The sequence below is a fragment of the Campylobacter sp. JMF_14 EL1 genome, from assembly GCF_027737585.1.
Lineage (GTDB): Bacteria > Campylobacterota > Campylobacteria > Campylobacterales > Campylobacteraceae > Campylobacter_B.
On the sequence record NZ_JAOVTW010000004.1, the window covers coordinates 16855 to 43099 of the forward strand.

General features: G+C 42.8%; 23 protein-coding genes and 1 tRNA gene. 10 read left to right on the forward strand and 14 right to left on the reverse strand.

The annotated features are described in order from the left end of the window. Window positions 1-28: 28 nt before the first annotated feature. The 3 genes from nikR to OFN73_RS05820 all read right to left on the reverse strand — a co-directional run bounded on the left by nikR (window position 29) and on the right by OFN73_RS05820 (window position 2718). Window positions 29-448 carry a nickel-responsive transcriptional regulator NikR gene (gene nikR, locus OFN73_RS05810; RefSeq protein ID WP_270862641.1) on the reverse strand — a complete coding sequence of 140 codons (420 nt, stop codon included), beginning with the start codon at window positions 446-448 and terminating at the stop codon, window positions 29-31. Window positions 449-458: 10 nt separating this feature from the next. Then, window positions 459-1730 (reverse strand): hemolysin family protein, encoded by a 1272-nt coding sequence (locus OFN73_RS05815; RefSeq protein WP_270862642.1) that lies wholly within the window; start codon window positions 1728-1730, stop codon window positions 459-461. Between the two features lie 172 nt (window positions 1731-1902). Further along, window positions 1903-2718, reverse strand: a complete 816-nt coding sequence (locus OFN73_RS05820) for a M48 family metallopeptidase (protein WP_270862643.1) — start codon at window positions 2716-2718, stop codon at window positions 1903-1905. A 92-nt stretch (window positions 2719-2810) separates the two neighbouring features. Between OFN73_RS05820 and OFN73_RS05825 the strand changes: the two genes are divergently transcribed. Next, window positions 2811-3506 (forward strand): thiol:disulfide interchange protein, encoded by a 696-nt coding sequence (locus OFN73_RS05825; protein ID WP_270862644.1) that lies wholly within the window; start codon window positions 2811-2813, stop codon window positions 3504-3506. Further along, entirely contained in the window at window positions 3499-4131 is a 633-nt protein-coding gene (dsbI, locus tag OFN73_RS05830) for a protein-disulfide oxidoreductase DsbI (protein WP_270862645.1), read from the forward strand. Before OFN73_RS05825 ends, dsbI begins: the two co-directional genes overlap by 8 nt. Here the strand turns inward: dsbI and OFN73_RS05835 are convergent. Then, on the reverse strand, window positions 4128-4721 hold the full coding sequence (locus OFN73_RS05835; RefSeq protein ID WP_270858633.1) for a Crp/Fnr family transcriptional regulator: 594 nt from the start codon (window positions 4719-4721) through the stop codon (window positions 4128-4130). The genes dsbI and OFN73_RS05835 overlap by 4 nt on opposite strands. A 133-nt stretch (window positions 4722-4854) precedes the next feature. Here OFN73_RS05835 and OFN73_RS05840 point away from each other — a divergent pair, with 133 nt between their 5' ends. The 3 genes from OFN73_RS05840 (at window position 4855) to OFN73_RS05850 (ending at window position 8557) form a co-directional block, all read left to right on the forward strand. Next, window positions 4855-5439 carry a cytochrome C gene (locus tag OFN73_RS05840; protein ID WP_270862646.1) on the forward strand — a complete coding sequence of 195 codons (585 nt, stop codon included), beginning with the start codon at window positions 4855-4857 and terminating at the stop codon, window positions 5437-5439. Between the two features lie 10 nt (window positions 5440-5449). Continuing rightward, window positions 5450-7966 (forward strand): molybdopterin guanine dinucleotide-containing S/N-oxide reductase, encoded by a 2517-nt coding sequence (locus OFN73_RS05845; protein ID WP_270862647.1) that lies wholly within the window; start codon window positions 5450-5452, stop codon window positions 7964-7966. Window positions 7967-8239: 273 nt separating this feature from the next. Beyond that, window positions 8240-8557: a hypothetical protein gene (locus OFN73_RS05850; RefSeq protein ID WP_270862648.1), complete on the forward strand. Its 318-nt coding sequence runs from the start codon at window positions 8240-8242 to the stop codon at window positions 8555-8557. A 120-nt stretch (window positions 8558-8677) separates the two neighbouring features. On the opposite strand, the gene OFN73_RS05855 is transcribed toward OFN73_RS05850, so the two are convergent. Both OFN73_RS05855 and OFN73_RS05860 read right to left on the reverse strand, forming a co-directional pair. Further along, window positions 8678-9175 carry a DUF805 domain-containing protein gene (locus tag OFN73_RS05855; RefSeq protein ID WP_270862649.1) on the reverse strand — a complete coding sequence of 166 codons (498 nt, stop codon included), beginning with the start codon at window positions 9173-9175 and terminating at the stop codon, window positions 8678-8680. A 9-nt stretch (window positions 9176-9184) separates the two neighbouring features. Beyond that, a complete protein-coding gene (locus OFN73_RS05860; protein ID WP_270862650.1) occupies window positions 9185-10291 on the reverse strand; it encodes a TM2 domain-containing protein in 1107 nt (368 codons plus the stop codon). Between the two features lie 118 nt (window positions 10292-10409). On the opposite strand from OFN73_RS05860, the gene tpx reads away from it, so the two are divergent. Further along, on the forward strand, window positions 10410-10907 hold the full coding sequence (gene tpx / locus OFN73_RS05865; protein WP_270862651.1) for a thiol peroxidase: 498 nt from the start codon (window positions 10410-10412) through the stop codon (window positions 10905-10907). A 55-nt stretch (window positions 10908-10962) separates the two neighbouring features. Here the strand turns inward: tpx and OFN73_RS05870 are convergent, their stop codons facing one another. Genes OFN73_RS05870 through OFN73_RS05905 form a run of 8 tightly spaced genes read right to left on the reverse strand, consistent with a single transcriptional unit; the run spans window position 10963 to window position 20077 of the window. After that, on the reverse strand, window positions 10963-12480 hold the full coding sequence (locus OFN73_RS05870) for a hypothetical protein (protein ID WP_270862652.1): 1518 nt from the start codon (window positions 12478-12480) through the stop codon (window positions 10963-10965). Further along, window positions 12468-14306, reverse strand: a complete 1839-nt coding sequence (locus OFN73_RS05875; RefSeq protein WP_270862653.1) for a hypothetical protein — start codon at window positions 14304-14306, stop codon at window positions 12468-12470. The genes OFN73_RS05870 and OFN73_RS05875 overlap by 13 nt, the downstream gene beginning before the upstream one ends. Continuing rightward, entirely contained in the window at window positions 14306-14638 is a 333-nt protein-coding gene (locus tag OFN73_RS05880; RefSeq protein WP_270862654.1) for a hypothetical protein, read from the reverse strand. Before OFN73_RS05880 ends, OFN73_RS05875 begins: the two co-directional genes overlap by 1 nt. Window positions 14639-14647: 9 nt before the next feature. Then, on the reverse strand, window positions 14648-15244 hold the full coding sequence (locus OFN73_RS05885) for a 4Fe-4S dicluster domain-containing protein (protein WP_270862655.1): 597 nt from the start codon (window positions 15242-15244) through the stop codon (window positions 14648-14650). 1 nt (window position 15245) lies between these two features. Further along, on the reverse strand, window positions 15246-17504 hold the full coding sequence (locus tag OFN73_RS05890) for a molybdopterin-dependent oxidoreductase (RefSeq protein ID WP_270862656.1): 2259 nt from the start codon (window positions 17502-17504) through the stop codon (window positions 15246-15248). Continuing rightward, window positions 17501-18631 (reverse strand): NrfD/PsrC family molybdoenzyme membrane anchor subunit, encoded by a 1131-nt coding sequence (gene nrfD / locus OFN73_RS05895; RefSeq protein WP_270862657.1) that lies wholly within the window; start codon window positions 18629-18631, stop codon window positions 17501-17503. Before nrfD ends, OFN73_RS05890 begins: the two co-directional genes overlap by 4 nt. Beyond that, window positions 18628-19173 carry a molecular chaperone TorD family protein gene (locus tag OFN73_RS05900; RefSeq protein ID WP_270862658.1) on the reverse strand — a complete coding sequence of 182 codons (546 nt, stop codon included), beginning with the start codon at window positions 19171-19173 and terminating at the stop codon, window positions 18628-18630. The genes nrfD and OFN73_RS05900 overlap by 4 nt, the downstream gene beginning before the upstream one ends. Further along, window positions 19163-20077, reverse strand: a complete 915-nt coding sequence (locus OFN73_RS05905; RefSeq protein WP_270862659.1) for a sulfurtransferase — start codon at window positions 20075-20077, stop codon at window positions 19163-19165. The genes OFN73_RS05900 and OFN73_RS05905 overlap by 11 nt, the downstream gene beginning before the upstream one ends. Before the next feature lie 247 nt (window positions 20078-20324). Between OFN73_RS05905 and OFN73_RS05910 the strand changes: the two genes are divergently transcribed. The 4 genes from OFN73_RS05910 (at window position 20325) to OFN73_RS05925 (ending at window position 26188) form a co-directional block, all read left to right on the forward strand. Then, window positions 20325-21425 carry an efflux RND transporter periplasmic adaptor subunit gene (locus OFN73_RS05910; RefSeq protein WP_270862660.1) on the forward strand — a complete coding sequence of 367 codons (1101 nt, stop codon included), beginning with the start codon at window positions 20325-20327 and terminating at the stop codon, window positions 21423-21425. 6 nt (window positions 21426-21431) lie between these two features. Then, complete coding sequence (locus OFN73_RS05915) at window positions 21432-24578, forward strand: efflux RND transporter permease subunit (RefSeq protein WP_270862661.1); 3147 nt, start codon at window positions 21432-21434, stop codon at window positions 24576-24578. Further along, entirely contained in the window at window positions 24568-26019 is a 1452-nt protein-coding gene (locus OFN73_RS05920) for an efflux transporter outer membrane subunit (RefSeq protein ID WP_270862662.1), read from the forward strand. Before OFN73_RS05915 ends, OFN73_RS05920 begins: the two co-directional genes overlap by 11 nt. Window positions 26020-26100: 81 nt before the next feature. Further along, a tRNA-Ser gene (locus OFN73_RS05925) sits at window positions 26101-26188 on the forward strand. Window positions 26189-26245 lie beyond the last annotated feature (57 nt).

The window sequence follows — 26245 nt, forward strand, 5'->3', positions numbered from 1 at the left end:
CCAAATTTCAAATTTAAAATTTCAAATTTCACGCTTTCGTAATTGCAATTTTGACAAGTTGCGAAAATTTCACACCTTTAAGCCCGCCGATTTTGGCGCTAAATTTTTCGATTTCGCCCATTTTGCCACGCACATTTATGGTTTCTAAGCAGTTGTCGTGATCGACATGGATATGGTTCGTGCAGACAACATCGATTTTAGCGTGGTGTTCGAGCTCGATTAGGTTTTCGAGCAGGTCGCTTTGGTGGTGCGAATACGCTATACAAATCACGCCAAGCCCCTCTTTGTCGCTGTTTTCCTCGCTCCATTTATCGCTGACGATTTTCTCGCGGATTAGGTCCCTGATATACTCGCTCCTGCTAGGATAGCCCCTGCTCTGCACGCGCGAGTTTAGCTCGTCAAATAGCTCCTCTGGCAGTGAAACGCTAAATCTGATTACATTATCCATTTTCGCCCTTTTAATTTTCTTTTTTCTTGACCCTAAGCGAGGCTATCGAGGTACCGTCCATCGCAAGCACGGTGTAATCGCAGTTTTCGTCGCTTATCTCATCGCCATTTTCTGGCAAACGACCAAAGAGATTAAAGACATATCCGCCGATCGTGAGCTGCTCGGTCTCATCGTCAAAGGCGATTTGCATTATCTCCTCGACATTTTCGATCTCGAAGCGACCTTTAAATTCGTAAGTGTTATCGTCAATGCGGGTGAAATTTTGCTCTATATCGTCGTATTCGTCCTCGATCTCGCCAAAAATTTCCTCGATTATGTCCTCCATGGTCAAAAACCCCGCCGTTCCGCCGTATTCGTCGATGACAAGGGCGGCGAAAATGCGCTCTTTATTCATCATTGATAAAATTTTCGTTATCGGGGAGTTTTCTGGCACGATGATGAGTTTGCGCACGATTTTATCGAAATTTTTCTCGCCGTTTTGCTGCATGATATCGCGGATATGGATTAGTCCTAGCACCGTGTCTTTGCCTCCGTCGATGTATGGGAAGCGGGTAAATTTCGACTCCAAAACTACGCGGTAATTATCCTCGTAGCTTTCGTTTTTATCTAAGCAGACCATATCCTTGCGCGGAGTCATAATCTCCTTTGCCACAGTATCGCCAAAATCCACGGCGTTTTTGATGATTTCGGTCTCCACGCTATCTAGCACACCGCCTTTTAGGCTTTCGCTAGCGATGATTTTGATCTCTTCTTCGGAGTGGGCGACTTCGCTATCTTTGACCGCACGGATTCCAAAGAGCCTAACCACGCTTGATGCGACGAAATCAAACGCCTTAATCGCAGGCAGACACAAAACCCAAAAACAATAAAGCGGTCTAGCTATCCAAAGCACGATTTTTTCGGATTTTGCGATTGCGATTAGTTTTGGGGCCTGCTCGCCTAGGACGATATGCAGTGTCGTAATGATACTAAACGCGATAATCACAGCCACGGTATGCACGCTAGCCTCGCCTAAATTTAGGCTGGCAAGTGGCTTGCGGATTAGGCTAGCTACGGCTGGCTCGCCTATCCAACCAAGGGCAAGGGAAGCCAGCGTAATGCCTATTTGGCAGGCGCTTAGGTAGGTATCGATTGAGTTTGTCATTTTTAGGGCGAGTGAGGCGTTTGCGACCTTGTCTTTGACGAATTCTTCGAGTTTTGAGCGTCGAACTTTAACAAGGGCAAATTCAGATAAAACAAAAAAAGCATTTAAAAAAATTAAAACAAAAGCGAGAAGTAACATAAAGACCGAACGATCCGTGTCCAAAATTTAATCCTTTAAATTTAAAATAAAATGCAGATTATAGCAAAATTAAACTAATTTTCACAAATTTTTTTAAATTTTAAAAGTGCGGAATTTTGAAATTTAGCTGGTGCGAAATTTCACAAATTTCGCACCGATGAAGCTTACGAAGCTATTTTTTACCTTTTTTAGCTTGTTCGTATAGTGGCATGACGACCGGGATTGTTTTTTCTAGGTTTTTGATACGGGTTTCATCGCCTGGGTGAGTTGAGAAAAACTCAGGCGTTTTGCTGCCACTTTCTAGTTTCGCCATTTTGCGCCATACATTTGGGGCTTCGTTTGGATTGTATCCAGCGCGCGCCATAAGCTCTAAGCCCATGATATCGGCCTCTGTTTCGTGCGAGCGAGAAAACGGCAGACTAAATCCATACTGACCCAAAATCGCTAATCCAGTCGCGCCCAAATCCCCTAGCCCAGCGGCCTGCGCGCCGATTGAAATGCCTAGATTTTTTACAGACTCTGTGCTGGCTCGCTCTCGTGAGTGTTCGCGCAGTGCGTGAGCGATCTCGTGTCCTACGACAGCTGCTAACTCGCCGTCAGTTAGGCTAAGCTTATTGATAATGCCTGTATAAACGGCAATGCGACCACCTGGCATGCACCACGCATTTACGGTCGGATCTTCGATGACATTTACCTGCCAGTTCCAGTTGCGCGCATCTGGTCTGAAAACGCCTACTTGGTTAATCAATCTATTTGAGACTGTTTTTACTCTTTGGGTTTGTTTGGCGTTGGTGTTTAGCTTTTTTTGGCTTTTTGCTTGGCTGATTACTTGCGTGTATGAGCTTGCTGCTGCCTTGTCAAGCTCAGCTTCACTTACCGTGAGTAGCTGGGTGCGATTTACCCCTACTGCTCCGCCTTGGGTCGTGCTAGCACAACCGCCCAAAAAAATCGTGGCGAAAATCGCCAAAATTAAGGAAAGTTTTTTCATCTTTTCTCCTTTGAAATTTGAAAATTTAAATTCGCTAAATTTTAGCCAAAATTTTTAAAATTTCATTATAATTGAGTAAAAAAGGAAAATTTATGAAAAAAAATCTATTAGTTTTTATCCTCGCTCTGCTCGTTGGTTTGGGCGTTGGTGTGTATATGATGGGTGGGCTTAGCTCGCATGGGGACGGCGGAAACGGCGAATTTAGCGCAGGCGAGCATTATTTGGTTTTGGATAAACCACTAAGTGTGGATAAGGGCAGTTTCGTGACGATTTCTAGCTATGCTTGTCCGTTTTGCTATAAATATTATCAAAATGTCCTGCCTGAAATTTTAGGCGAAATCTCGGCTACTTACGAGCCGTTTCACATGCACGCTATGGGCGAATTTGGCGTGAGTGTGAGTAAAATTTTGGCTGTGGCGAGAGTTTTGGATAAAAGAGAAAATATCGCCCCAAACTCGCCAAATTCGAAATTTAAGAAAATTTTATTTGCATATTTTGAAAGCTATCACGACAAAAAAGAGCGCCCAAGTGCCGATATGGACGAGATGAAATTTTTGCAAACGGGCTTTACGGCCGGCGGGATCACGCGCGAAATTTACGAGAGCGAATTGCAAAATAGCGAAGTTTTGGATTTGCTTGGGCTTTGGGACGAGGGCTATGATGTCGCACTTATTCAGGGCGTGCCAGCTTTTGTAGTGAGTGGAAAATATCTCATAAAAACCGAAAAAATCGCCTCTACGGCCGAATTTGCGAAATTAATTGATTATTTGGCGAGTAAAAATGAGTAGAGTGCTGTTTAAAATTTGCGCGTGGCAAAACAGCGCGAAGCCTTGGATTTATCTGATTTTTGTCTGCGCGCTTTTAATCATTATCGCGCACTATTTTTTCCAAGAATACCTATTTATGGCGCCTTGCGAGCAGTGTGTGTATATCAGGCTGGCATTTTTTGTGATACTTTTGGGCGCGATTTTGGGCACGATTTGCGGGGGAAATTTGCTACTTAAATTTTGCGCTTATGGTGTGTGTTTTGTGGGCGCATTTTATGGAATTGCCCGCTCAATCCACCTATACAAGGTGCATAGCGCGATTTTAGGTAATCTGCCTTTTGGCGTGCATGGTTGCTCGTTTAAGCCAAATTTCCCGCTAAATTTGCCACTTGATGAGTGGTTTGCTAGCTTTTTTAAGCCAACTGGCGATTGTGGCTTAGACGCGCCCATAGTCCCAGCAGGAGTTAGCCTAGATCCTATTCAAAGCTTTTTTGTGGATTTGTATTCTAATGGCTGGTATTTAATCCCGAGCGCGAAATTTGGCACAATGGCTGAGTGCATGATTTTGGCCTTTGGCGTGATTTTAGCGGTTTTATTTGTGATGATGAGTGCGCAAATTTACGCTATGTTTTCAAAGAAAATTTAGGGCAAAATTTTAAAATTTTGATGATCTAATTTTTGGATTTTTTTATTTTTGATTAGCTTATTTACAGCCACGGAGACATTTTGGCGTGGGGCTCCGACGAAGCTTGCGATTTCGCTGACACCGCCATTTACATGCGCGACGCCCTCTTGTGAGATTTGGAGCAAAAATTTATAGGTGCGGGTTTCGACGCTATCGAAAACCAGCTCTTTTATCACATTTTTTTGCATTGTCATATTTTTCAAAAACGAGTTAAAAAGATAAATCGCAAAGTCTTGGTTGAACTCAAAAAGATCAATCACGGTGGATAAATTTGCCTCTAAAATTTCAGCGTCTTTTGTGATTTCAAACGATGAGAAGGTATCGACTAGCACGAACGAACCCGCCCCAAAGTAGCTTAGCACATACTCCCTGCCGCTTTCGTGGTAGGTATTTAGTTTGCCTTCGCCTTTTAGGATTATCATAAAAAGCTTTTTTTGAGCGTAAATCATCGAGCCTTTTTGATAGGAAATGCGTCTGAATTTATCCAAATCCTCTTTGCCGAAAAACGATAACTCCTCGCCCTCAAAAACCCCTGTCGTCCTAGTCCCCATAAAATGCCTTTTTATTTTTATTATCTCACAAAAAGGTTAAGTATCGATAATAAAAACTAAATTTGTCATAAAAATGACAAATTTTTATTTTTGTTTTTTATAAAATTTATCAAAATTTTGTAAAGGAGAAAATTTGAAAATTCTAAATTTAGCTCTTTGCTTAGGTCTTTTAACCTGCACCGCAAACGCCCTTAGCGTGGGCGATAGCGCGTATAGCGTCGCTGTTAAAAATATCAGCCTAAGCGCGGATTTAAGCGATAGTGTTGGAAGATTAATGCCGACAAATGAGATCAAAATCATCGAAGCAGATGATAAAAAGGTCAAATTTAGCCTTGAAGGCTACCAAAGCGCAAAAGCGCAAAATATCATTTATTTTACCGATAAGGCGAGAATTATCTCGGTTGCCTTTTCAAAACAGGCGAAATTCGACGCTGAGGTTTTGGAGAATTTAGGCGAATACAACAAGGTAAAAATCACAGCCTATACTTCGCCAGACGCGCTAGAAACGGATTTGAAAGCGATTTTTAGCACAGCGAAGAAAAACCACGAAGAAAACTGCGGCACCTGTCACCCGCTTCACAGAGGCGAAACTCAGGTCGCAAATAGATGGCCTGCGCTGATTAAATCAATGCAATCGCGCACGCCATTAACCCAAGATGAAATTTGGGTTATCACTCAGTATTTACAAAAACATTCAAAAGACATTAATGTCGATTAAAGGAGAAAAGATGAAAAGACGAAGTTTCTTAAAAAGCAGCGTCGCTCTGGGTGCTGCTAGTGCAATTCCAAATTTTGCCCTTGGGGCAGAGGCAAATACCGCTTTGGTTAAAAACGGCGAAGTCATCACGGGAGCGCACTGGGGAATTTTAAAAGCTACCGTAAAAGACGGCAAAATCGTAAAATCACAGGCTTGGAAAAAAACTTCAAATGTGCCAAATCCTTTGCAAACTGCGATGGACGATTTGGTTTATAAAGCAAGAATCAAAGCCCCAATGGTTCGCAAAAGCTATCTTGAAAACCCAGATAGCCCAAAACCTGAGCTTCGCGGTAAGGACGAGTGGGTAGAAGTGCCTTATGAAGAGGCTATCAAACTTGTCGCAAAAGAACTTAAAAAAACACGCGAACAAAAAGGTATGAATAGCATTTGTGCAGGAAGCTACGCTTGGCAAAGCTCAGGCGCACTTGGCATGGCAAGAACGCTTCTTCATAGATTTATGAATATGACAGGTGGTTTTGTGGGCGTTACGGGAGATTTCTCAACAGGTGCAGCCCAAGTGATTTTGCCACATGTCGTAGGATCTAGCCAAGTCTATGAGCAACAAACCGTTTGGCCTGTGGTTTTAGAAAATTCAAAAGTCGTTGTGCTTTGGGGTATGAATCCAATCGGCACTTTGCGTTTGTCATTTACGGTTTCTGATGAAGGCTCGTTTAAATATTTTGAAAAATTGCGTGATAGCGGTAAAGAAATCATTATAATTGATCCGCTCAAAACAATCACAACTAAATTTTTCGAAGGCAAAGCTACTCATATCAGACCTACTCCAAATACCGATGTAGCGATGATGTTAGCTATGGCAAATCACCTATTAAAATCAGGAAAATATGATAAAGAATTTTTAAGCACTTACACCGTTGGCTTTGATAAATTCGAGCAGTATTTACTAGGCAAAGAAGACGGCGTAGAAAAAACACCTGAGTGGGCAGAGAAAATTTGCGGAATCGAAGCAAAAGTTATAAAAGAATTAGCCGAAAAATTCTTTGATAATCGCACTATGATTATGGCTGGTTGGGGTATGCAAAGAGCGCACCACGGCGAGCAAGTCCATTGGATGATAGTAACTCTTGCTAGTATGCTTGGTCAAATAGGGCTTCCTGGTGGCGGATTTGGTTTTAGTTACCACTATGCAAACGGCGGAACGCCAAGTTGCGTTGGTGGCGTAATTAAAACAATCAACGCAGGAAGCGTAGGTATCATCAAAGACGGCAAATATATGGGCCCTGCTAATGCTGATGGCGCAAAAGAAAATGCAGCGCAATCTTGGCTATCAAATACGGCACTAATGTCGTATCCTGTCGCTAGAAATGCTGATGCTTTGCTAAATCCGGGAGCTACGCTAGATGATAACGGAAATAAAATCACATATCCTGATATGGATTTTATCTACTGGGTCGGCGGAAATCCACTAACCCAACAACAAGACACAAATAAAAATGTTAAAGCTTGGCGAAAACCACGAACTATCGTCGTAAATGAAATTTACTGGACGCCGACAGCGAAAATGGCTGACATCGTGTTTCCGGTTACAAGCTCGTATGAGAGAAATGACATTTCTATGACAGGGGACTACACAAATATGCATATCGTCCCGCAAAAACAGGTCGTAGAAAAACAATTTGGCGCAAAAGATGATTATCAAGTTTTCGTTGATTTGTGTAAAGCTTATGCGGACGGCCTTGCAGAAGCCTACACAGAAGGCGGCAAAACCGAAATGGACTGGATAAAAGAGTTCTATGAAACAGCGGCAAATCAAGTAAATGCAAACGAAGCTTTGGGAATAAAAATGCCAAGTTTTGAAGAGTGGTGGAACAAAAACGAACCGACTGAATTTAGCCCTACAATGGAGAGCGAAAGCTATGTAACTTTTGCAGATTTTAGAGAAGATCCGATTTTAAATGCACTTGGCACACCAAGCGGACTAATCGAAATTTACTCTGAAACAATCGAAAAAATGGGCTATGATGACTGCAAGGCTCACCCGACATGGTTTGAGCCAATCGAGTGGCTAGGTATGAAGGATAAACCTGCTAGATTCCACATGATAAGCCCACACCCAAATGATCGCTTGCACTCTCAACAAAACCAAACTAAGCTAAGAGATAGCTATGCAGTAGCGGGAAGAGAGCCGATTTTCATAAACGAAGAAGATGCAAAAGAGCTAGGCATAAAAAACGGCGATTTGGTAAGAGTTTTCAACGCTAGGGGTCAAATTTTAGCAGGTGCGGTTGTAAATGATGACACGCCAAGAAATGTCGTAAAACTATGCGAAGGTGCTTGGTATGATCCAAACGAAAACGGACTTTGCAAAAATGGCTCGGCAAATGTGCTTACAATCGATATTCCGACAAGCAAACTAGCCAACGGAAATATCTCTCACACTTGCCTTGTAAATATCGAGCCTTACAAACCAAAAGACGGCGAAGATATCACGCTAACTGCGTTTATGCCGCCAAAAGGCGCGAAATAAGCAAAATTTGGCTAGGATTTCCTAGCCAAATTTTAAAATTCTACAAAATTTTGCAAATTTCAAAATTCCGCTATCGCAAATTTGAAATACTGCCCCGAAATTTTGCTTTTTAAAATCCAACGAAATTTCTATGAATTCCTCAATTTACAAAGTTACTTCGCAAGCTTATAATAAATCAATACAAAATTTTGCACCACATAATCAAATTTTCAACCCATTTTAAGGGGGGGGGGGGGGTAGAATAAAACTTTATTTTTTTTCAAGGAGAAAACTATGGATGAAGAGCTACACTTAGGCTGCCCATTTTGTGGCAAGGACGACATCAAATACGGAGTATCAGTTTGCAGTGGTTGCCAAGCTGAGATTAGATATGGTGTAGACTGGGCTCCAATTTTAATTGTGGGTGTAATATTGTTTATCGTAGTTGTTGTTATTGCTATTGCTAGCAGTTCTCATGGCGCTATTAGTAGCCTTGTTGCGCTTGCTTGCTTTATCGGTAGCGTGGTCTGTATCGTCAAAGGTGCATATAGATTTTTACAAAATTTAAGCTATAAAAACGGTCCTAAATTTTTCAGACGAGAATTTCGTTAATTCTATTGTTTATTTGTAGGTATCCAAACCTACAAATAATCGTTTATGTGATATTAGAGGTTCAATATGGCTTATTATAAGTAAAATTTTCGGTGCAGTGTTTCCGTGAATTTAGGAAATTCACGGAACGAAAATATTTCCGCCAGCGCGCGGATTTAGCGGATCGTCGCCGTATTTGTTAGCTCCGTCGGTGCCCTTTAAAATCGTAGAGATAAAAAGGTAAATTATAAGTCCTATGGCAACAAATAAAAACAGCATAGCTAAAATTCTAATTCCATCAACAAACATTATCGCAAGCACGCACAAAAGAAAAATTGCGCCAAAATACCACCCGCTGATATCTCTATCATGCAGTCTTCTCCAAAATACCGCAAACGAAGGCACAAGCAAGCCCAGAGCAACCACGCTGGCTACGATACCGATGACTTGCGGGGTGCCGTTTTTATCAAACCCCAAAACGATATTTGTGCCAAGCACGGCGTCGATTACGGCAGTGGCGATATTGACCAAAACGCTAAAAAGGTAAAACCACCAATACTCGCTTCTGCTAGCCCTGCCAGAAAATGTGGCGTATTTTTGTTTGAGGCAAACGCTAATCGCCTCGCCAAAACTCATCATTTTTTCTCCTTATGATTTGATTTTGTTAAATTCGCTAATGTGAAATTTCAAATTCGAAAAATAATAGTTATTTTTCGAAATTTCGAAATTTCGGCTATCTTTGGCACAAGCAATGATAAAAAGCGAATTTATAATCGAGCAAATTTGCACCGCGATTATCGCTAAAATCGGATTAAAATAGACTAAAACTAGCCCAATCACGCACGAGAGCGCATATACAAAAAACGCCTTAACGAAAATTTCGCACCCGCTTGTTTCAAAAAGCTCTTTGTAAATCAGTAGCGAGGAGCATGCGCCAAGCCCCGTAAATACTGCGCCGAAAACAAATACAACCAGGCTTTTATCCCCAAACATCATCATCAAAAACGGGATTAGCGCAAGGCTGTCAAATGCGACAAAAAGGGTTAAATTTCGCAAAAGCGTCTTTGAGCAAATTGTGCTAGCGATGAAATACGCGCTCATTGCAAGGCACACTTGCCCCGCTGTTGAGGCGAGTTCGGCGCCGTTAATCTTGGTGCCAAAAATGTTTAAAACTGCCATTAAAATCAAAAGTCCGCACCCAATGTAAGCTAACTGTCTAGCCGAGGCTAAATTCGCGCTTTTTTCTTCGAAATTTAGGCTTTGGCTGGGATTTTCGCTGGGATTTTCGCTGGGATTTTCGCTGGGATTTTCGCTGGGATTTTCGCTGGGATTTTCGCTGGGATTTTCGCTGGGATTTTCGGTCTCGCACCCTGCGCTAAGATTTGCGCTATTTACCATTTTTTCTAAATTGAAAAAATCATAAATAATCCACGCCAAATAGGCTAAATTTGGCAGTGCAAAGACCATAATCGGTTTTATTAAATTTTCCCTAGCCCTAAGTGTATCTTGGTCGTCAAATTCGAGGCCTGGCCTTATGGAGCGCAAAATTTCGAGCGCGCTATCGTTTGATATCAAAGCATACGCCACCAAAAAGCAGACAAAGATGATAAACCCAAATCCGCCAAGAAGCTGGAAAATCGCGCTTACATTTCTTTTCAGATAAAATCTGTGCGCGCTAAAAACCCCTAGCGTCAAATATAGCGTGTAGGCGGTGTTGAGGTGAAATTTAGGCGCGTTTTGCGGGAGGGTTTGCATGGATTTCCTTTTTTTAAATTTGGGCGAAATTATAGCCAAATTTTAAAATTTTGCGCCAAAAAATAATCTGTTAAATTTTATGAGATAAAATGTGTTTTATTTTTTACAAGGAGAAAAAATGCAAGTAAAATTTTTAGGAAACCCCGTAAATTTGGGCGGAAATGAAGTAAAAGTCGGCGAGGCTGCGCCAGAAGTCGTAGTCGCTGGGAAAGATTTAGAAGATATCGTAATCGGCAAAAGCGAGAAAAAGCAAATCATCGTAGCCGTTCCGTCGTTAGATACGCCAGTTTGCGCTAGCGAGGCTCGCAAATTCAACGAAAAAGCAGCAAGCTTGCCAAATACCGAAGTAATCGTGGTTTCAATGGATTTGCCGTTTGCAATGGGCAGATTTTGCACGACAGAGGGTATCGAAAACTTGCGCACAGCAAGCGATTTTAGAGCGAAAAAATTCGCCAAAAGCTATGGAATTTTAATCGAAGATAGTGCGCTAGCTGGGCTAAATGCAAGAGCGGTTTTCGTCATCAGTGGCGGTGTAATCGCATACAAAGACATCATGGCTGAAATCACCGAAGAGCCGAACTATGAAGCAGTTTTAGAGGCTGCAAAAAACGCATAAATTTTTAGCTTCCCCCTTAAAAATACAGCGAAATTCCGCAAATTTTGCGGAATTTCTAATTTAGATTTAAAATTTCCTTCGCTCTTGTTTTTTTGTATAAAATCGACTTCAAATTTTGCATTTCACGCTCGTTTAAAGGGCTAGCGTCAAGCAGTTTGGCGCAGTTTTTTTGCCTAGGATTTTCGCAAAATTTAGGCGCGAAAAGCTCGCTAATACCGCCGTGAGTTTCTCTACTTTGGAGCGGATTTTCGTGGCAGGCCTCGCAGGATTTGCCGATTTTTTGCACGCTATGAGGCGAAAACGGCTTCCAAACCTCGAATCTCTCGCCACTCTCGCCAAATTTAGCCACGCTAGCATTTTCATCTTTTATGCCAAGATTATAGCCAAATACAGGACGCGCAAGGGCGATTTTGCCGTTATTTTTGCGCACCAAAAGGACATTTTCGAAGCGTTCTAAACTAAACGCGCTATGCCAAATGCCAGGTTTTCTCTTACCTCCAAGCGTGCGCGAAAATGGCGCAGGGCGTGTATTTTGGCGCAGGGCGCGTGCGTTAAATCGCTTAGCAACCGCGTCAAATTCGATTAAATTTTGCCAGTTTTCGTAATCCTTGCTAAAATCAAGCATAGCATTTAGCTCGTAAAAACTCCCGCCCCATGCGCTGTGGCAGGTGGCGCACTCCAAATTTTGGTGGAATTTGTGTGAGGTGTTATTTTGCGTGGCGGTTTCGTGGCAAGCCTCACAGCTTTTGGTTTCGCTCATTTTGTGGCAATCCGCGCACACTAGCCCCGCGCTAAAATGTGCGTCAGGGCGCAAATTTGCGTATGTCACGCCATGCCGTAGCCCTGGGAAATTTCCGTTTTTTTGCAACGGCGTGCGGTAGTCTTTGTGCGTGTTTTGTGGGAAAAGCCCCATAAAATCGGCGCCGATGAAGTATTTGTTGTGGCAAGAGGCGCAAACTTCATTATCCGCGCGCGAGAGCGTGTGAGTGCGCGAGTGTGGGCGCGCGCTAGTATTTGCGTCGCTGCCACTGTAATGCGCGCTGGGCGCGTAGCTAGCGTGGCAGGACATGCAACCCTTGCCGTGAGCGGAAAATAGGGAACTCTCGCCATTATCATAGGCGTGGCATTTTAGGCATTTGCGCTCCACGAAGTCCGCCACGACGCGCTCTTTTGCTTTTAAATTTGGCAAATTTTGGCTCAAAAAATCTTGCAAACTGAGATTTAAATCCATGTTAAATGCGCTAAAAATCGTTTTTATCTCGTTTTTGTGCGTGAAATGGTTGCTTTTTTCAAATTCGCCGATTTGCTTGGCGTGACAGCTGCCGCAAAACTCGCCATAGTGGCGCACACTGGCTGGCTGAGCGATGATATTTTCGTGCGAAAATCCGCCAAATTTGGCTAAGCTTTGCGGGAAATCTGAGGGCGAAATTTTACTTTTATGACAACTTTCGCATGAAAAATTGTGATTTTGCGCGTCAAATTTTTCCACGCTGTGGCAGGTTTGGCAGGATAAATTTTGGGCAAAAGCAAAATTTAAAAACGCAAAAAATATCAAATTTATCACTCTAAACATTTTGTCTCCCCTGCCCTAAATTTCGCTTTTGAGGCGTTAAAATCGGCATAAATTTTATCATCGTAGCGATCGTGGCAGATAGCGCAGGCATAGGCGTCTAGGATTTTTTTCATTTGAGTTAAATTTAGTGTGCGATCGTTTTTAGAAATGATTTGATTTTGCGCTCCTGTGGGGCTAGCAAAGGCGTCAAGGGCGAAATTTAACTCGCCAAAATTTGCCAAATTTGGGCTAAATGAAATCTCGCCGTTTTTATAGCCCAAAACACCGCGCCCAAGCCCTAGCGAAGACGGCGAGAAGTGGCAAGAAACGCAGGTTTTGCTCTTGCCAACGCTGTGTTGCGCCCAGCTGGCTAGGCTAAGGGCGTCAAAGTGCTTCGTGGCGCCATTTTCGTAGATACTAGCCACGACCTGACAGCCTGGGGCGAGGTTTGCGATTTTGCCGTCATTTCTCACGCCCAAAGCTGGGTCTTCGAAGCGCAAAAAACTGCGCATTTCGCTCCACGCACCCTCGCTGTATTCGCCCTTTTGCCACTCAAACTGCTTTGCGCCTAAAAATCTTTGCTCGTGGCAACCAAAACAGCTTGCTACGCTTTTTTCGTGGCAGGCTTGGCAGGATAAATTTGCGTGCAAAGGCTCGTGCGCTGGGTGTTTTAGCTCTGAAATTTCAAATTTAGCTCCGTCTTTTTTGCGCGTAAGGACTGCTGTTTCGCCTACTTTGGCGACATTGTAAAGTGGGAAATTTCCCTTTTTTGTGTAGGCGATGAGCGCGCTATCTGGGATATTTGGATTTGTTTTGGCTAAATTTCGCGCTATCTCGTTTGGTGGGGCAAAATTTGGCGCGTGGCAGTCCTCACACGCGATAATTACGGCGTGGCGCATGTTTGCGTGGTTTTTCTTATCGCCCATGACGCCAAGGCTAGTGTGGCAATCCACGCACTCTAACCCTGCCCTTTCGTAGTGAATATCGGCGCGCAAATCGTGGAAATGGCGCCCGTCAGAGAGCGTATGGCTATGCTCGAAAGGCGCCTTGCTTCCCTCGCTTTCGAATTTACCATAATACGCGAAACCAATGCGAGCCGAGCGGTTGTGGCAGGCTAGGCAGTTTTGGCTAGGGATTGCGGTGGAAAATCGGGTGTGGGTTTTGGGCGCGGTTTTGGGCGCAGTGTTTGGGGAGGTTGCGTGCGCGCTGGAATTTGCGCCGGAATTTGCGCTGGAATTTACGCTGGAATTTACGCTTAAATTTGGCGCAGAATTTGCATTTTTGCTAGCGAAAAACGGGGAGAGCAAGAAATTTTCATCTAAATTCGAAGCCTTATGACACGCCCTACACCCGCCACCTTTGGCGATATTTTGATTTATAAAAACCTCTTTTTCTTGCGAGATATGACAACTAGCGCAGGCTTTGGCGTAGTGGTCCTTGGCGAATTTTTCGATTTGCTCTGCGTTAAAATCAGAGCTTGCGCCCTGCTTCGCCCACTCACCTAGCAAATTTTGCTTGATTGGATTTTGGGTTTGCATTACTGTGGTGCTAACGCGGGCGATTTGGTCCTTGTGACAGCGCGCGCAACGGCTTTTGGCGTTTTCTAGCGTGGCTGGATTTGGGATTAGGGCGATGTGAGCGAGCGATTTTTCGCTAGCAATCTCGTTGCCCCCATGGCAACTCTGACAGGCAACCTCATCGTGTGAGGGGCTTAGTGAGCCGTAATTTTCGTGGCAGGCGGTGCATGAGTTTATCTGCGAAAATGCGCTTAGCGAAAAAAACAAAATAGCAAAATTTGCGAAAATTTTAAAATTTAGCTTTTTTAAAATTTCGCAAATTCTTTTCACTAGCAACCCTCAAACTGCGCTGGTGCGCCACTGGCTTTTGGTGCGGCGGTTTCGCTTTCATCGGCTTTGGCGCCAAATTCATCTATCATGCCTTCATCGGCTAGGCGCTGAATGACATCATCATAGCTTTCCCATGCTTTTTTGTTGTAAGCGTCTGCTTGAATCGCCTTTTTTGCGTATGCCCTAGCAAGCGTGAGATTGTTTTTTGCCACAGCTTCGCGTGATAAATTTACAAAATGCTCCGCCTGCGCTTTTGAAGTATTATAGCTTTGCAAATTCTCCGCAAAACCAAAACTGCAAAGTAAAACCATGCTTAAAATTATCTTTTTCATCATTTACTCCTATGAATTTATCGTCACATAATAAACATTTGGTTCAAGTCCGTCGCTTTCTTTTAGGCGAGTTATACTTGTCGCCTTAGCCAAAATTTGCGAAACTTCGCTGTTAGGGTCATTTAAATCGCCAAAATTTCGCGATTTTCCCACGCAGGTGGTTACGCAAGCCGGAAGCAAACCTTTATCCACTCTTGGGGCGCAAAATGTGCATTTATCGACGCTTTGTTTGTGTTCGTCGTAATATCTGGCATTATACGGACAGGCTACCATACACGCCTTGCAGCCTATGCAAAGAGACGGATCGACGATGACGATGCCGTCTTTTTCACGCTTGAAACTAGCTTCTGTCGGGCAAACTGCCACGCACGGGGAATTTTCGCAGTGGTTACAAAGCACAGGCAAGAAATTTAAAATCGGATTTCCTGCGTTGTCTTCGTTTTCGACTTCAAAAACCCTTGTGCGATACGCTTCTTTGAAAAGCGGCACTTCCCACTCGGTTTTACACGCTACATAACACGCATCGCACCCGATACAGCGATCGCCGATAATCACCATAGCTAGGTTTTTTTCTTTTTTGTGATTTTTATTTATTAGTGAGTTCATCTTACGCCCTTTCAAGTCTAACAAAGCCGTTGTTTAAACCGCTACAACCACTTACTGGGTCAATGTCGTTACTACAAAAATAAACATCGCTAACGCCTTTATCAAAGCCGTTACTCCACTCTTTGCTAACATGCCCAAAGCCGTGGTGGATAAAGACATTTCCCTCAGTTATTCGCTTTGTGATTTTTATATTTTGCGGTTTTGATTTAAGCCCTGTTTTAGCATTTATCATTATGACTTTATCGCCAGTTTTTAAACCTAAATTTGCCGCGTCATCAGGATTTATCCAAATCGGGCTATCATCTTCAAGTTCAAGTAAGAGCTTGTTATTTTGGCTTCTTGCATGTGAGTGAGCGGGGCCTCTACCAAAAAGCAATCTAAACTCGCCTTCTTTTGGCTGTGGCGGTGCTACCCAAGTAGGCAGCGGCGCACAGACATCTCCATATTCTTCATACATTTTTTCCATATCAGGGTTGTAGAGATGAATTTTGCCCGTGCTAGTAGGGAAGCTTAGTGGTTTTCCACTACTTTGCGGATACGCATCGGCTAAATAATCGCACAAAATGCCGTCTTTTTCAAATTTTTCTTTATCTTCTGGGCTTAGCGAATTTACGAAATTATTTATCGCATCGCTTGGCGAAATGGTAAAATACTCGTCCATATCAAAGCGTTTGCAAATCCCACGCACTATGTCAAAAACATGCTTTGTGTCGTGTAGCGGTTTAATCGCTGCCTTTCTTACAGCCACAAACGGCACATCGTATTTTTGGATATATGGCCCGTCGTCTTTTTCTAAATATGTGCTTTCAGGCAAAACTATATCACAATACGCGCAAAAATCGTTCATCTGCGTATCGATTGCCATTAAAAAATCTAGCTTTTCGATCGATTTCATGACGCCGTTTGCTTCGACTGCCGTATGTCCTAGCGGATTTGTATCGTAGGTCAGCCACGCTTTTATCGGATATGGCTGTTCGCTTAAAGTCGCGCGATAAATTTCACCACTTAGCCCTAAATTTGGCGGATTAAACGGCCACCTTGTGCCAACGCCGTCAGCCCTTGGCTCATTCACGGCTGGTGCTTCATCATCTTTTGGGAGCTTAGCTAAATTTATACTTTGATTTACCCAAGTTCCGCCCTTTACGCCGTAATTTCCCATAATCGCATTTAAAATCGCAATCGCTCTTGCTGTTTGCGTGTCGTTTGCGTATCTTGAAAATCTACGCGGTGCGATAGCTAGGACATGTGGGGCAAATTTCGCAAATTCCCACGCTACTTCTTCAATAGTTTCAGCCTTTATACCGCAAATTTCTTCTGCCCATTTTGGCGTGTATTGTTTGACATGACGGGCTAGTTTATCAAAGCCATAGCAGTATTTATTGATAAATTCCATATTTGCTAGATTATCTCTAATTATGACATGGATTAGCGCTAGTGCTAGTGCCATATCGCACCCCGGTTTTATGCGAAGCCATTTGTGTGCTCTAACGGCACTTTCACTCTGGCGTGGATCTACATAAACAAGCTTTGCGCCGTTTGCCAAGCCTTCCATAAAATCCCTTGCTTCTCTAACCTGAATCGCTCCTGCCATATTTCTGCCAAATAAAATCATATATTTGGTGTTTGCCATGTCGTAGTTTTCATGACCCCCGATACCGCCGCCGCCAAATGTCAAAGACCAGCCAATCGCTCTACTGCCACGACACTCAGAAAATGAAGCGTAGCTTACATTTGGAGTGCCAAGTAGGCTAGCAAATTTATGAAAATAAGAAGAACAGCTTCCGTGAGCAAAGGCTGCAATGCTTTTTGCACCGTATTTGTCGATGATTTTTTCTAAATTTTCATGCACGAAGTCAAACGCTTCGTCCCAGCTGACTTTTTTCCATTTGCCTTCGCCCCGTTTGCCAACTCTAATCATCGGGTATTTTAAGCGATCTGGATCGTAAGTAGAATAAACCCCTGCATTTCCCTTAGCGCAAATCGTGCCGTAGTTGTATGGATTTAGCTTGTTTCCTTCGATTTTGTGAATTTTTCCGTCCCTTGTGAAAACATTTACGCCACAATTCCAAAAGCACATTTCGCAGTAATTTGGAGTTTTTACACCCTCGTCGTATTCTAATAAATTTGAAAGCTCGGGCGAATTTTTGTGCGTTTTTGCCATTAGCGGATTTGGAAGCCCTGTGATACCTGCTGTGCCAGCAACTGCGACACTAGAAGCCATTTTTAGGAAATTTCGTCTTGTTATTTTAAGCTCTCTCATTTTTCACTCTCCAAATTTAAAAATGTTTTTCCAAGTGCGTAAATAAAGAGCATTACGCCAATGCCTGAGATAAAAATCGTGATTTCTGCAAGGCTCGGGTAGTATGAGCCAAACTCTATCTTGCCTAAAAATTCGCTCTCAACCCTCACAAGCTGACCGCCCACAATGCCGTCAAACCTAGCAAAAAATACGCCGATAATGGCTAAAATTCCAGCCAAAAATGAAATTTTTAAATTTTGAAATTTAGACAAGATAAGCAAAATCATCGGAAGCAAAATTCCAACTAAAATTTCAAAAAAATAGAAATTAAACGATAAATTTCCGTTTGTGAAAACTTCGAAATTTTTGGCTAGATAACTTCCTGCGCCATAGCTTGAAATTACCGCGTTCCAAAAATTTATAAATAAAACAGCCAAAAGTAGCAAAAACATAAAAATATTCAAATTTCGCAAAATTCGCTCATTTAGGGCTTTTTTGCTTAAATTTACAAAGGCAAAAATCACGCTTATGCCACAAATCAAAGCTCCTAAAATAAATGAAATAGTAAAGCTTGGCGTATTCCAAATCGGTCTAGCTGAATTTACGGCAAAGACCATTGAAAGTGTGCTAAATGCTACAATCCCCATTATAAATGCGACGATTCCTGCGTAAAACGAAGCTTTTTCGCTGTTTTTTAGCATTAAAATTAGCTCGATTATCAAAAGTGGAGTTTCAATTAAATAAAAAGTGCTCATCCACCAAATCGGGCTTTCTACCGCGAAATTAAAGTAATATCGCACAAAGCGCAAAACTTGCAGTTTAAAAGGGCTTCCAAGCTCCCAAAAAATCAGCCAAAATGCCGCTAAAAGCGCAGAAATAGCTAAAAGCTGTAAATGGCGTGAAATTTTAGAAAATGCGTGAAATCCAAATAGATGATCAGCCGTGCTAATCGTGGCAACTCCCACGCTAATGCCCACAAAAAAGGCATATCCCATAAGCAAAAGCCCAAGCGGAACCTCGCGGCTGACATTGTAGCTGGCCTCTTGGCCATCTAGAAATACGCTACAAATCCCCACGAGCCCCACTGCGCACAGTGCAAGTGATAGAAAAAGAAGCCCAAATTTCGGGGTTTTGGCGACTTTTGTCATCTTTGCTCCTTTAAATTTGATATTAAAAATTTGGCAAAATTTAAAATAAACTCAAATTCTTTTAAATTTTCAAAATTTGCTAAATTTTTACTCAAAGGCTCTAAAAAGTCCAAAAATTTAGTAAATTTCAAAAATTTCTCCCACTCGCCCTGCTCCGCTAAAATCGCGCAAAATGCGAGTAAATTTGAGGCGTGGTCGCAGTTTTTTTCCACCACAAAACCACAAATTTCATAAAATTTGCAAATTTCATTGTAACTCTCGCCAAACATTTTTTTATCTAACCAAACCCCAGCTAGAAGCGAAGTGCCGAATTTGGCTGAGTTTAAATCAAAATAAAAAATGTAATTGCTGATAATTTCGTCTAAATTTGGCGTTTTTAAATCGTTAAATTTGAAATTTGAAAATTTATTGAAGCGTTTGGCGAATTCGCCGTTTGCAAATTCGCCAAGCGCGCAGTATTTCTCGCGCCAACCCTCCGCTGGAAAAGCGAGCAGGTCGGCGCATAAGTCTAGGCAATCAATCGAAATTTGATTATTTTTCATCGCCTTTTAGCACTTTTCTTTTTGGCAGGTTCGAATACTCGACCATGCTTGCTTCGTAGTTTTTGACTTTGTCATTTCCCATGATATATTTTGTCGCAAACCAGCCGCCACTTGCGTGCCAGCCTGTGTTGCAATACCAAATTTGTGGTGCGTTTGGATCTAGACCAGCTGTTTTAAATAGCTCGCCAACAGCCTCTTTATCGGTGTTGATATAAAAAACGCCGTCATTTTCTTTGGCAAGTTTGCCGATAAAGATATTTCCATCAACGCCCTCTAAGTGCCCTGCTTTGGCTGCTTTTGGGTGAGCTTTTTCGCCAGAGTATTGAGCTTCGATTCTACCATCTATTAGCGCTACGCTGTTTGTAACCACAGCCTCGTCGATATCGTAAGCAGTCGCAACGATGTCTTTGTTAAATTTAGTGATTTTAAAATCGCTTTTTTCTGGTGTGGCGGCCTCTGTGCTTAGCTCACCACCAGCTTTTTTCCAAGCGTCAATTCCGCCGTTTAAAATCGCTGTGTTTGTAAGGCCGTAGTATTCAGATACAAATAGAGCCAAAGTTGAAAGTGTATAATCAGGAGCGGCTTTTGCGTCGTTGTAGAAAACTACCGCGCTAGTATCTTTGATACCGCTTTTTTGAAATAATCTCTCAACCGTAGTCGGAGAAGCGATAAATCCTGGCATTTCGCCTCTTGCTTCTCTGAAATCAGCCTCTTTCCAAGCAACTGCGCCTTTGATATGACCTGCGCCATATCCTTCGCCTTCTTGAAGGTCGATTAAAACTAGGTCTTTATCAGCCAAATTTGCTTTTAGCCACTCGACATCTACGACCTTGTTTTGTGGTAAATCTAGGGCAAATGCGCATGTGCAAGCAGCCGCTAGTAATGATGAAGTAAGTAATTTCATGATATCTCCTTAAAAATGAAATTGTTGCAAAAAAAAATTGTAACAAAATTTAGTAATATTAAATTAAAAATTTATCGAAATTTTATAAGTTAGATTAAAATTTTCCGTGATTTTGTCACAAAAAATGTGAAAAATTTAGAAATATTAAATTTTTATTTACTTTTGTGTTAATAATTTATTTTGCAGAATTTGGATAAAATCGACAGCTTTTTACTTTAATTATTAAAATTTAATAACCGAGGTTTGTATGAAGAAAATTTTCTCACTAATTGCGACGCTAGCACTGCTTAGCGGATGTTCGTATTTCGAAAAAAAAGAAGAGGGCGCAGGAGCGGGTGCCAAGGGCGCTGGCGGTATGCCGCCGCTTCAAGTAGCTGTTTTTAAAGCCCAAAAATCCGATGTTCCAATCGCACTAAAATTTAACGGCGAAACCGCGAGCGATTTAGATGTAACGCTAAAATCGCAGGTTTCTGGCACGATAGAAAAACAGCTTTTCACCCCTGGCGTGCGCGTAGAAAAGGGTGAGGGGCTCTATGAAATCGACAAATCCCGCTACCAAGCGATTTTTAACAGCGCGAAAGCTAGCCTAAACAACGCCAGCGCAGATTACGAGCGCGCTAGGAAATTAAAGGCGAGCAATACCATTTCAGCGCGCGAATTTGACGGCGCAAAATCAGCTTACGAAGTGGCTAAGGCAAATTTCGAACGGGCGAAAATCGACCTTGATAATGCCCTTGTCAAAGCCCCATTTGACGGCATTGTAGGCGATACGCAAAAAGATACTGGCTCGTTTGTGGGCGTAGGTGAAAATCTAGTCAGACTTACAAAACTAAATCCAATTTATGTGAAATTTGGGATTTCTGATACCGATAAGATGAAAATTGATAGAAATTTAGCCAGCAGCGATTGGTATATGAAAAATACAAAGGCTACAATTTCCTTTAATGACAAAATTTATGAAGGAAATGTGGTTTTCATCGATAGCGTCGTAGATAGCGCGACTGCAAGCGTGAGTGCCAAAGCGCAATTTAACAACCTAAATTATGAAATTCAACCAGGAATTTACACTAGAATTTCAGTTGATGGTTTCGTGCAAAAAGATGGCTTTCAGATCCCGCAAATCGCAGTTTTGCAAGATTTAAGCAACTCTATCGTTTATGTCGTAGATGCAAACAACACCGTGGCTAAAAAAATCGTAAAAGTTATAGCGCAGGATTCTACGACTATGACCATTTCAGAGGGTTTGAGCGAGGGCGATTTGATTGTTTTGGATAATTTTTCAAAAATTCAAGTTGGCGCCAAGGTAACTCCGCTTCCGCCAGAAACAGACGCGACAAAGGCTAGGTAGGCAAGTATGTTTTCTAAATTTTTTATCAATCGCCCAGTTTTCGCAAGCGTTATTTCGATTATTATCGTTATTGCTGGAACGATTTGTCTATTTATCGCCCCTGTGGAGGAATACCCGCAGCTCACCCCACCTCAAATTTCAGTTACAGCCACATATAGTGGCGCAGACGCGCAGACTATCTCTGATACCGTCGCTTCGCCACTAGAAAACGCAATCAACGGCGTCGATGATATGATTTATATGAGTTCATCATCTAGCTCGTCAGGTAGGGCAAATATCAGCGTGTTTTTCAAGGTCGGCACCGATCCGCAAGAAGCACTCGTAAATGTAAATAACAGAGTAAATCCAGCCCTAACCACGCTTCCGGCCGAAGTGCAAAGAATGGGCGTTAGCGTTACGGAGCGTTCATCATCTATACTTTCTGCGTTTTTCTTTTATGACCCAACAGGTCAAATGAGCCCGCTTGAAATCCAAAACTATGTCAGCATTAATGTCGTCGATGAGCTAAAACGCGTTAGCGGTGTGGGCGACGCACAGGCTCTTGGCACGAAGGATTACTCAATGAGAATTTGGGTAAATCCAGGACTTATGGCTAAACATAATGTCGTATCATCTGACATAATCGCAGCCATTAGAGAGCAAAACAGCCAATACCCAGCCGGAAAGCTAGGCGAGCAACCAAACGATTTGGGTAACCCTTATGTCTATGCAATCCAGCCAGAGGGGCGTTTGAAAACGGTCGAAGAGTTCGAAAATGTAATCATTAGAGCCAGTGATGATGGTAAATTTTTGCGTGTAAAAGATGTCGCTAGGGTCGAGCTTGGGGCTGAGAGCCTTATCATTAATGGTAAATACCAAGGATACGACGCAACGCCAGTTTTCATCTATCAACAAAACGGCGCAAACGCCATTGCTACGCTTGATGCCGTAACTGCGCGTTTAGAGCAGTTAAAGCAAAATTTCCCAGGCGCGCTGACTTATAGCAACGGATACGACACGACAGAATTTGTCAAGGTTTCTATCGAAGAGGTTATTCATACTTTTATTGAAGCGATGATTTTGGTCGTTTTGGTTATTTATATGTTCTTAGGAAATTTCCGCGCGACGATTATTCCAATGCTAGCGGTGCCAGTATCTATTTGTGGCGCGTTTATCGGAATTTACGCTTTTGGATTTTCGATAAATTTAATTACCCTTTTCGCCCTAGTTTTGGCTATCGGTATCGTCGTCGATGACGCTATTATCGTTATCGAAAATGTGGAGAGAATTTTGCATGAAGAGCGAAATTTAAGCGTCAAAGAAGCCACGATTAAAGCAATGGACGAGATCGTAAGTCCGGTAATTTCAATCGTGCTTGTTTTGGCGGCAGTTTTCGTGCCGGTTGCTTTTATGGAGGGTTTTGTCGGCGTTATCCAAAGACAATTTGCCTTAACGCTCGTTTCATCTGTGGTTTTCTCTGGATTTGTCGCCCTTACTCTAACCCCTGCGCTGTGTGCGCTTTTACTTCGTAAAAAAGAGGCCGAACCGTTTTGGTTAGTGCGCAAATTTAACGAATTTTTCGATTTTTCAACCCGCCTTTTCTCAGCAGGTGTTGCAAAAATTTTGCGCCATGTGATTTTATCGTTGTGCCTTGTGGGAATTATCATTTTTGTGATGTTAGAGTTATTTAAAATCACCCCGGGCGGACTTGTGCCAGCAGAGGATAAAGGCTATGTAATGGGCTTTTCGACACTTCCGTCGGCTAGACCTTTGGTAGCTACTGAAAAGCACATGGATTTCTTGCGTGGCACACTTTCGCAAAACCCAAATGTCGAAGCAATCACCACAATCGCGGGATTTGATATGATGGCAGGTGGTGCTAGGGAAAATTCAGGCGTATTTTTCTCTAAACTCAAACCTTGGGAAGTCCGCCCTGAGGCAAACCAATCAGCCCAATCAATCGCAAACGCGCTAACTGGACAGCTTTTTGTCATGGATAGAAGCGCGATGACCTTTGCCCTAACCCCACCTCCAATCAATGGTCTATCAATGACTGGTGGATTTGAAGTGTATGCAGAAAATACTACGGGCAAAAACTATCAACAAATCGCCGATGATATGGCGCGAATAGTCGCCAAAGCTTCGCAAAATCCAGCTTTGCAAAATGTCCGCTCTACGCTAGATGTAAATTTCCCGCAATACAATCTAAGCCTAGATAAGGAAAAAATCAAAATGCTTGGAATTTCAATCCCTGATATTTTTACGACGATAAATTCGACTATCGGACAATACTACATAAACGATTTTAACCTTTTGGGTAAGACATACCGCGTCTATATGAGAGCAGAACAACTCTTCCGCGATACGCCAAATGATTTAAGGACGCTTTATGTGCGCTCGGTTAGTGGAAATTTGGTTTCGCTTGATTCGGTTGTAAATTTAGAACGCGCCAAAGGCCCTGATATCGTCGATCGTTTCAATGGCTTCCCGGCTGCTCGTCTTATGGGCGATCCTGCCCCAGGATATACTTCTGGTCAGGCGATTGATGCCATTAGAGATACGATTCTTGGCGAATTCCCTACCGGATACACTCTTGGCTGGTCAGGCACGGCTTATCAAGAGGTAAATGCAGCAGGAACTGGCGCAAAGGCATTTGCGTTTGGACTTTTGTTTGTATTTTTGATTTTGGCGGCGCAGTATGAGAGGTGGCTAATGCCAATGGCGGTTCTTACAGCCGTGCCATTTAGCGTGTTTGGTGCGCTTTTATTCACATGGGCTAGGGGATTAAATAACGATATATATTTTCAAATCGGACTTATTTTGCTTATCGGACTTGCGGCAAAAAATGCGATCTTAATCGTCGAATTTGCTATGCAAGAGTATCAACACGGCGGAAAAAGTATCGCAGAAGCGGCGATTAGTGCTGCAAAAATGCGTTTTAGACCGATTGTTATGACATCTTTGGCTTTTGGTCTTGGCGTTTTGCCTATGGTACTTGCCACAGGAGCAGGTTCTGCTAGCCGCCACGCGCTAGGAACTGGCGTGCTTGGTGGAATTTTGGCTGCTTCGACGATAGCGATTTTCTTCGTGCCACTATTTTTCTACCTTTTGGAGAGCTTTAATGCGTGGCTAGATAAGCGAAAAATAAAATCAGAGGAAAAAGATGAAAACTAAAATTTTACTAGGAATTTTAACTGGCGCACTGATTAGCGGTTGTAGCTTTAAGCCTGATATGCCTACTCGCCATATCGAGTATAGATCTGGATACGAGGCGACAAATGTGAGCCAAATGTGGTGGAAAAGCTACAACGACACCCAGCTAAATGCGCTAATTGATAGTGCTTTGGCGAATAATTCTGATTTAATGCTAGCCCTTAATAACATCGAGCGCGCAAGGCTAAATTTAGGTCTAAGTAAGCTTGAATATTTGCCAAATATCGGAATTTCAGGCTCTGCAATGCGCCAAAATAATTATGCTAATATGCCTGATTCAAATTCTCACGCTTCTTACGCGATTTCAGCACCACTTAGCTATGAGATTGATTTTTGGGGTAGGGTGCGAAATAGCGTGGGTGCTAGCGCGGCGCAGTATATGGGGACTAAATACGATTATGAAACAGCCAAAAATACAATCACTAGCGCGGTTGCAAGCTCGTATTTCGCGCTTTTATCTCTAAAAGAGCAAGAGAGAATTCTAACTAAATCGCTTAAAAGCTACGAGCAGACGCAAAATTACCGCAAAAAAGAGCTAGAAGCTGGCGCGATAAATCAAATCACGCTTAGCCAAGCAAGTGCCGCTGTGCAAAACGCCAAAGCAAGCCTAATCGCCGTGCAAAACCAAATTTCTCAGGTGCAAACCTCGCTTGCGATTTTAGCCGGCAAAAGCTACGACGGGGTCGTAAATCCGCAAATCCTCACAGCCGCAAAACTTCCTAATGCTCCACAAATCCCAAGTGGCGTGCCAAGCGATGTTTTGCTTCATCGCCCAGATGTGGCAAAGGCCTTGGAGGATTTGCGCGCTAGCAATTTCCTAGTCGGCGTTGCCAAGGCAGGGTATTTCCCGACTATCTCGCTAACTGGGGCGTTTGGCTATGCAAGTAGTGAATTTGATAGATTGATTAGCTCGACTACTAGCTCGTGGAGTATCGGTGGCTCACTCGTGGGACCTTTGCTTGATTTTGGGCGAACTAAAAAGAGGGTTGATATCGCAAATGTCGATCAAAACTCATCTTTTATCGCTTATGACAAGGCGCTAAAAACGGCTCTTGGCGATGTCAAAGACGCCCTAACTACGCTTAAAAACGCCTCTCAGCGCAAAAAAGCGATGAGCGATTTGCTAAGCTCGCAACGCAAAATTTACAAAGACGCGACCGAGCTTTATAACGCTGGATATTCTAGCCATTTAGAATTCCTAGACGCGCAACGCAATCTTTTAAACACAGAACTTGCCAAAGTGGGGGCTGATTTAGAGGAATTAGAAGCTAGCGTAAATGCTTACAAGGCGCTTGGCGGGGGATTTAGCATAAGCGACGAGGAGCTAAAAGAGATTTTAGGGGCCGATGCCGATACTGTGCCTGATATGTCTGCTGTGCCGATAGATAGGATATTTAGGTAAAATTTGCGGAATTTTAAAATTCCGCAAATTTTCAAATTTCAGCTTCAAATTTAAAATTTTAGTTATAATCCAAACCTTTTTAGACAGGTGTCCGAGTGGTCGAAGGAGCACGCCTGGAACGCGTGTGAGGTGCAAGCCTCCGAGGGTTCGAATCCCTTCCTGTCTGCCAGAATACAAATTACAGAATAAATTTTATTTAAATCAAATTTTGCTTATAATTGCGCCT

Excerpts from the sequence above, each read along its gene's own strand:
- OFN73_RS05915 (WP_270862661.1), top strand. The coding sequence starts at position 21,432 with ATGTTTTCTAAATTTTTTATCAATCGCCCAGTTTTCGCAAGCGTTATT.
- nrfD (WP_270862657.1), bottom strand. The coding sequence starts at position 18,631 with ATGACAAAAGTCGCCAAAACCCCGAAATTTGGGCTTCTTTTTCTATCA.
- OFN73_RS05905 (WP_270862659.1), bottom strand. The coding sequence starts at position 20,077 with ATGAAATTACTTACTTCATCATTACTAGCGGCTGCTTGCACATGCGCA.
- OFN73_RS05890 (WP_270862656.1), bottom strand. The coding sequence starts at position 17,504 with ATGAGAGAGCTTAAAATAACAAGACGAAATTTCCTAAAAATGGCTTCT.
- dsbI (WP_270862645.1), top strand. The coding sequence starts at position 3,499 with ATGAGTAGAGTGCTGTTTAAAATTTGCGCGTGGCAAAACAGCGCGAAG.
- OFN73_RS05885 (WP_270862655.1), bottom strand. The coding sequence starts at position 15,244 with ATGAACTCACTAATAAATAAAAATCACAAAAAAGAAAAAAACCTAGCT.
- tpx (WP_270862651.1), top strand. The coding sequence starts at position 10,410 with ATGCAAGTAAAATTTTTAGGAAACCCCGTAAATTTGGGCGGAAATGAA.
- nikR (WP_270862641.1), bottom strand. The coding sequence starts at position 448 with ATGGATAATGTAATCAGATTTAGCGTTTCACTGCCAGAGGAGCTATTT.
- OFN73_RS05815 (WP_270862642.1), bottom strand. The coding sequence starts at position 1,730 with ATGTTACTTCTCGCTTTTGTTTTAATTTTTTTAAATGCTTTTTTTGTT.
- OFN73_RS05870 (WP_270862652.1), bottom strand. The coding sequence starts at position 12,480 with ATGTTTAGAGTGATAAATTTGATATTTTTTGCGTTTTTAAATTTTGCT.
- OFN73_RS05920 (WP_270862662.1), top strand. The coding sequence starts at position 24,568 with ATGAAAACTAAAATTTTACTAGGAATTTTAACTGGCGCACTGATTAGC.
- OFN73_RS05835 (WP_270858633.1), bottom strand. The coding sequence starts at position 4,721 with ATGGGGACTAGGACGACAGGGGTTTTTGAGGGCGAGGAGTTATCGTTT.
- OFN73_RS05900 (WP_270862658.1), bottom strand. The coding sequence starts at position 19,173 with ATGAAAAATAATCAAATTTCGATTGATTGCCTAGACTTATGCGCCGAC.
- OFN73_RS05860 (WP_270862650.1), bottom strand. The coding sequence starts at position 10,291 with ATGCAAACCCTCCCGCAAAACGCGCCTAAATTTCACCTCAACACCGCC.
- OFN73_RS05880 (WP_270862654.1), bottom strand. The coding sequence starts at position 14,638 with ATGAAAAAGATAATTTTAAGCATGGTTTTACTTTGCAGTTTTGGTTTT.
- OFN73_RS05850 (WP_270862648.1), top strand. The coding sequence starts at position 8,240 with ATGGATGAAGAGCTACACTTAGGCTGCCCATTTTGTGGCAAGGACGAC.
- OFN73_RS05845 (WP_270862647.1), top strand. The coding sequence starts at position 5,450 with ATGAAAAGACGAAGTTTCTTAAAAAGCAGCGTCGCTCTGGGTGCTGCT.
- OFN73_RS05825 (WP_270862644.1), top strand. The coding sequence starts at position 2,811 with ATGAAAAAAAATCTATTAGTTTTTATCCTCGCTCTGCTCGTTGGTTTG.
- OFN73_RS05855 (WP_270862649.1), bottom strand. The coding sequence starts at position 9,175 with ATGATGAGTTTTGGCGAGGCGATTAGCGTTTGCCTCAAACAAAAATAC.
- OFN73_RS05820 (WP_270862643.1), bottom strand. The coding sequence starts at position 2,718 with ATGAAAAAACTTTCCTTAATTTTGGCGATTTTCGCCACGATTTTTTTG.
- OFN73_RS05910 (WP_270862660.1), top strand. The coding sequence starts at position 20,325 with ATGAAGAAAATTTTCTCACTAATTGCGACGCTAGCACTGCTTAGCGGA.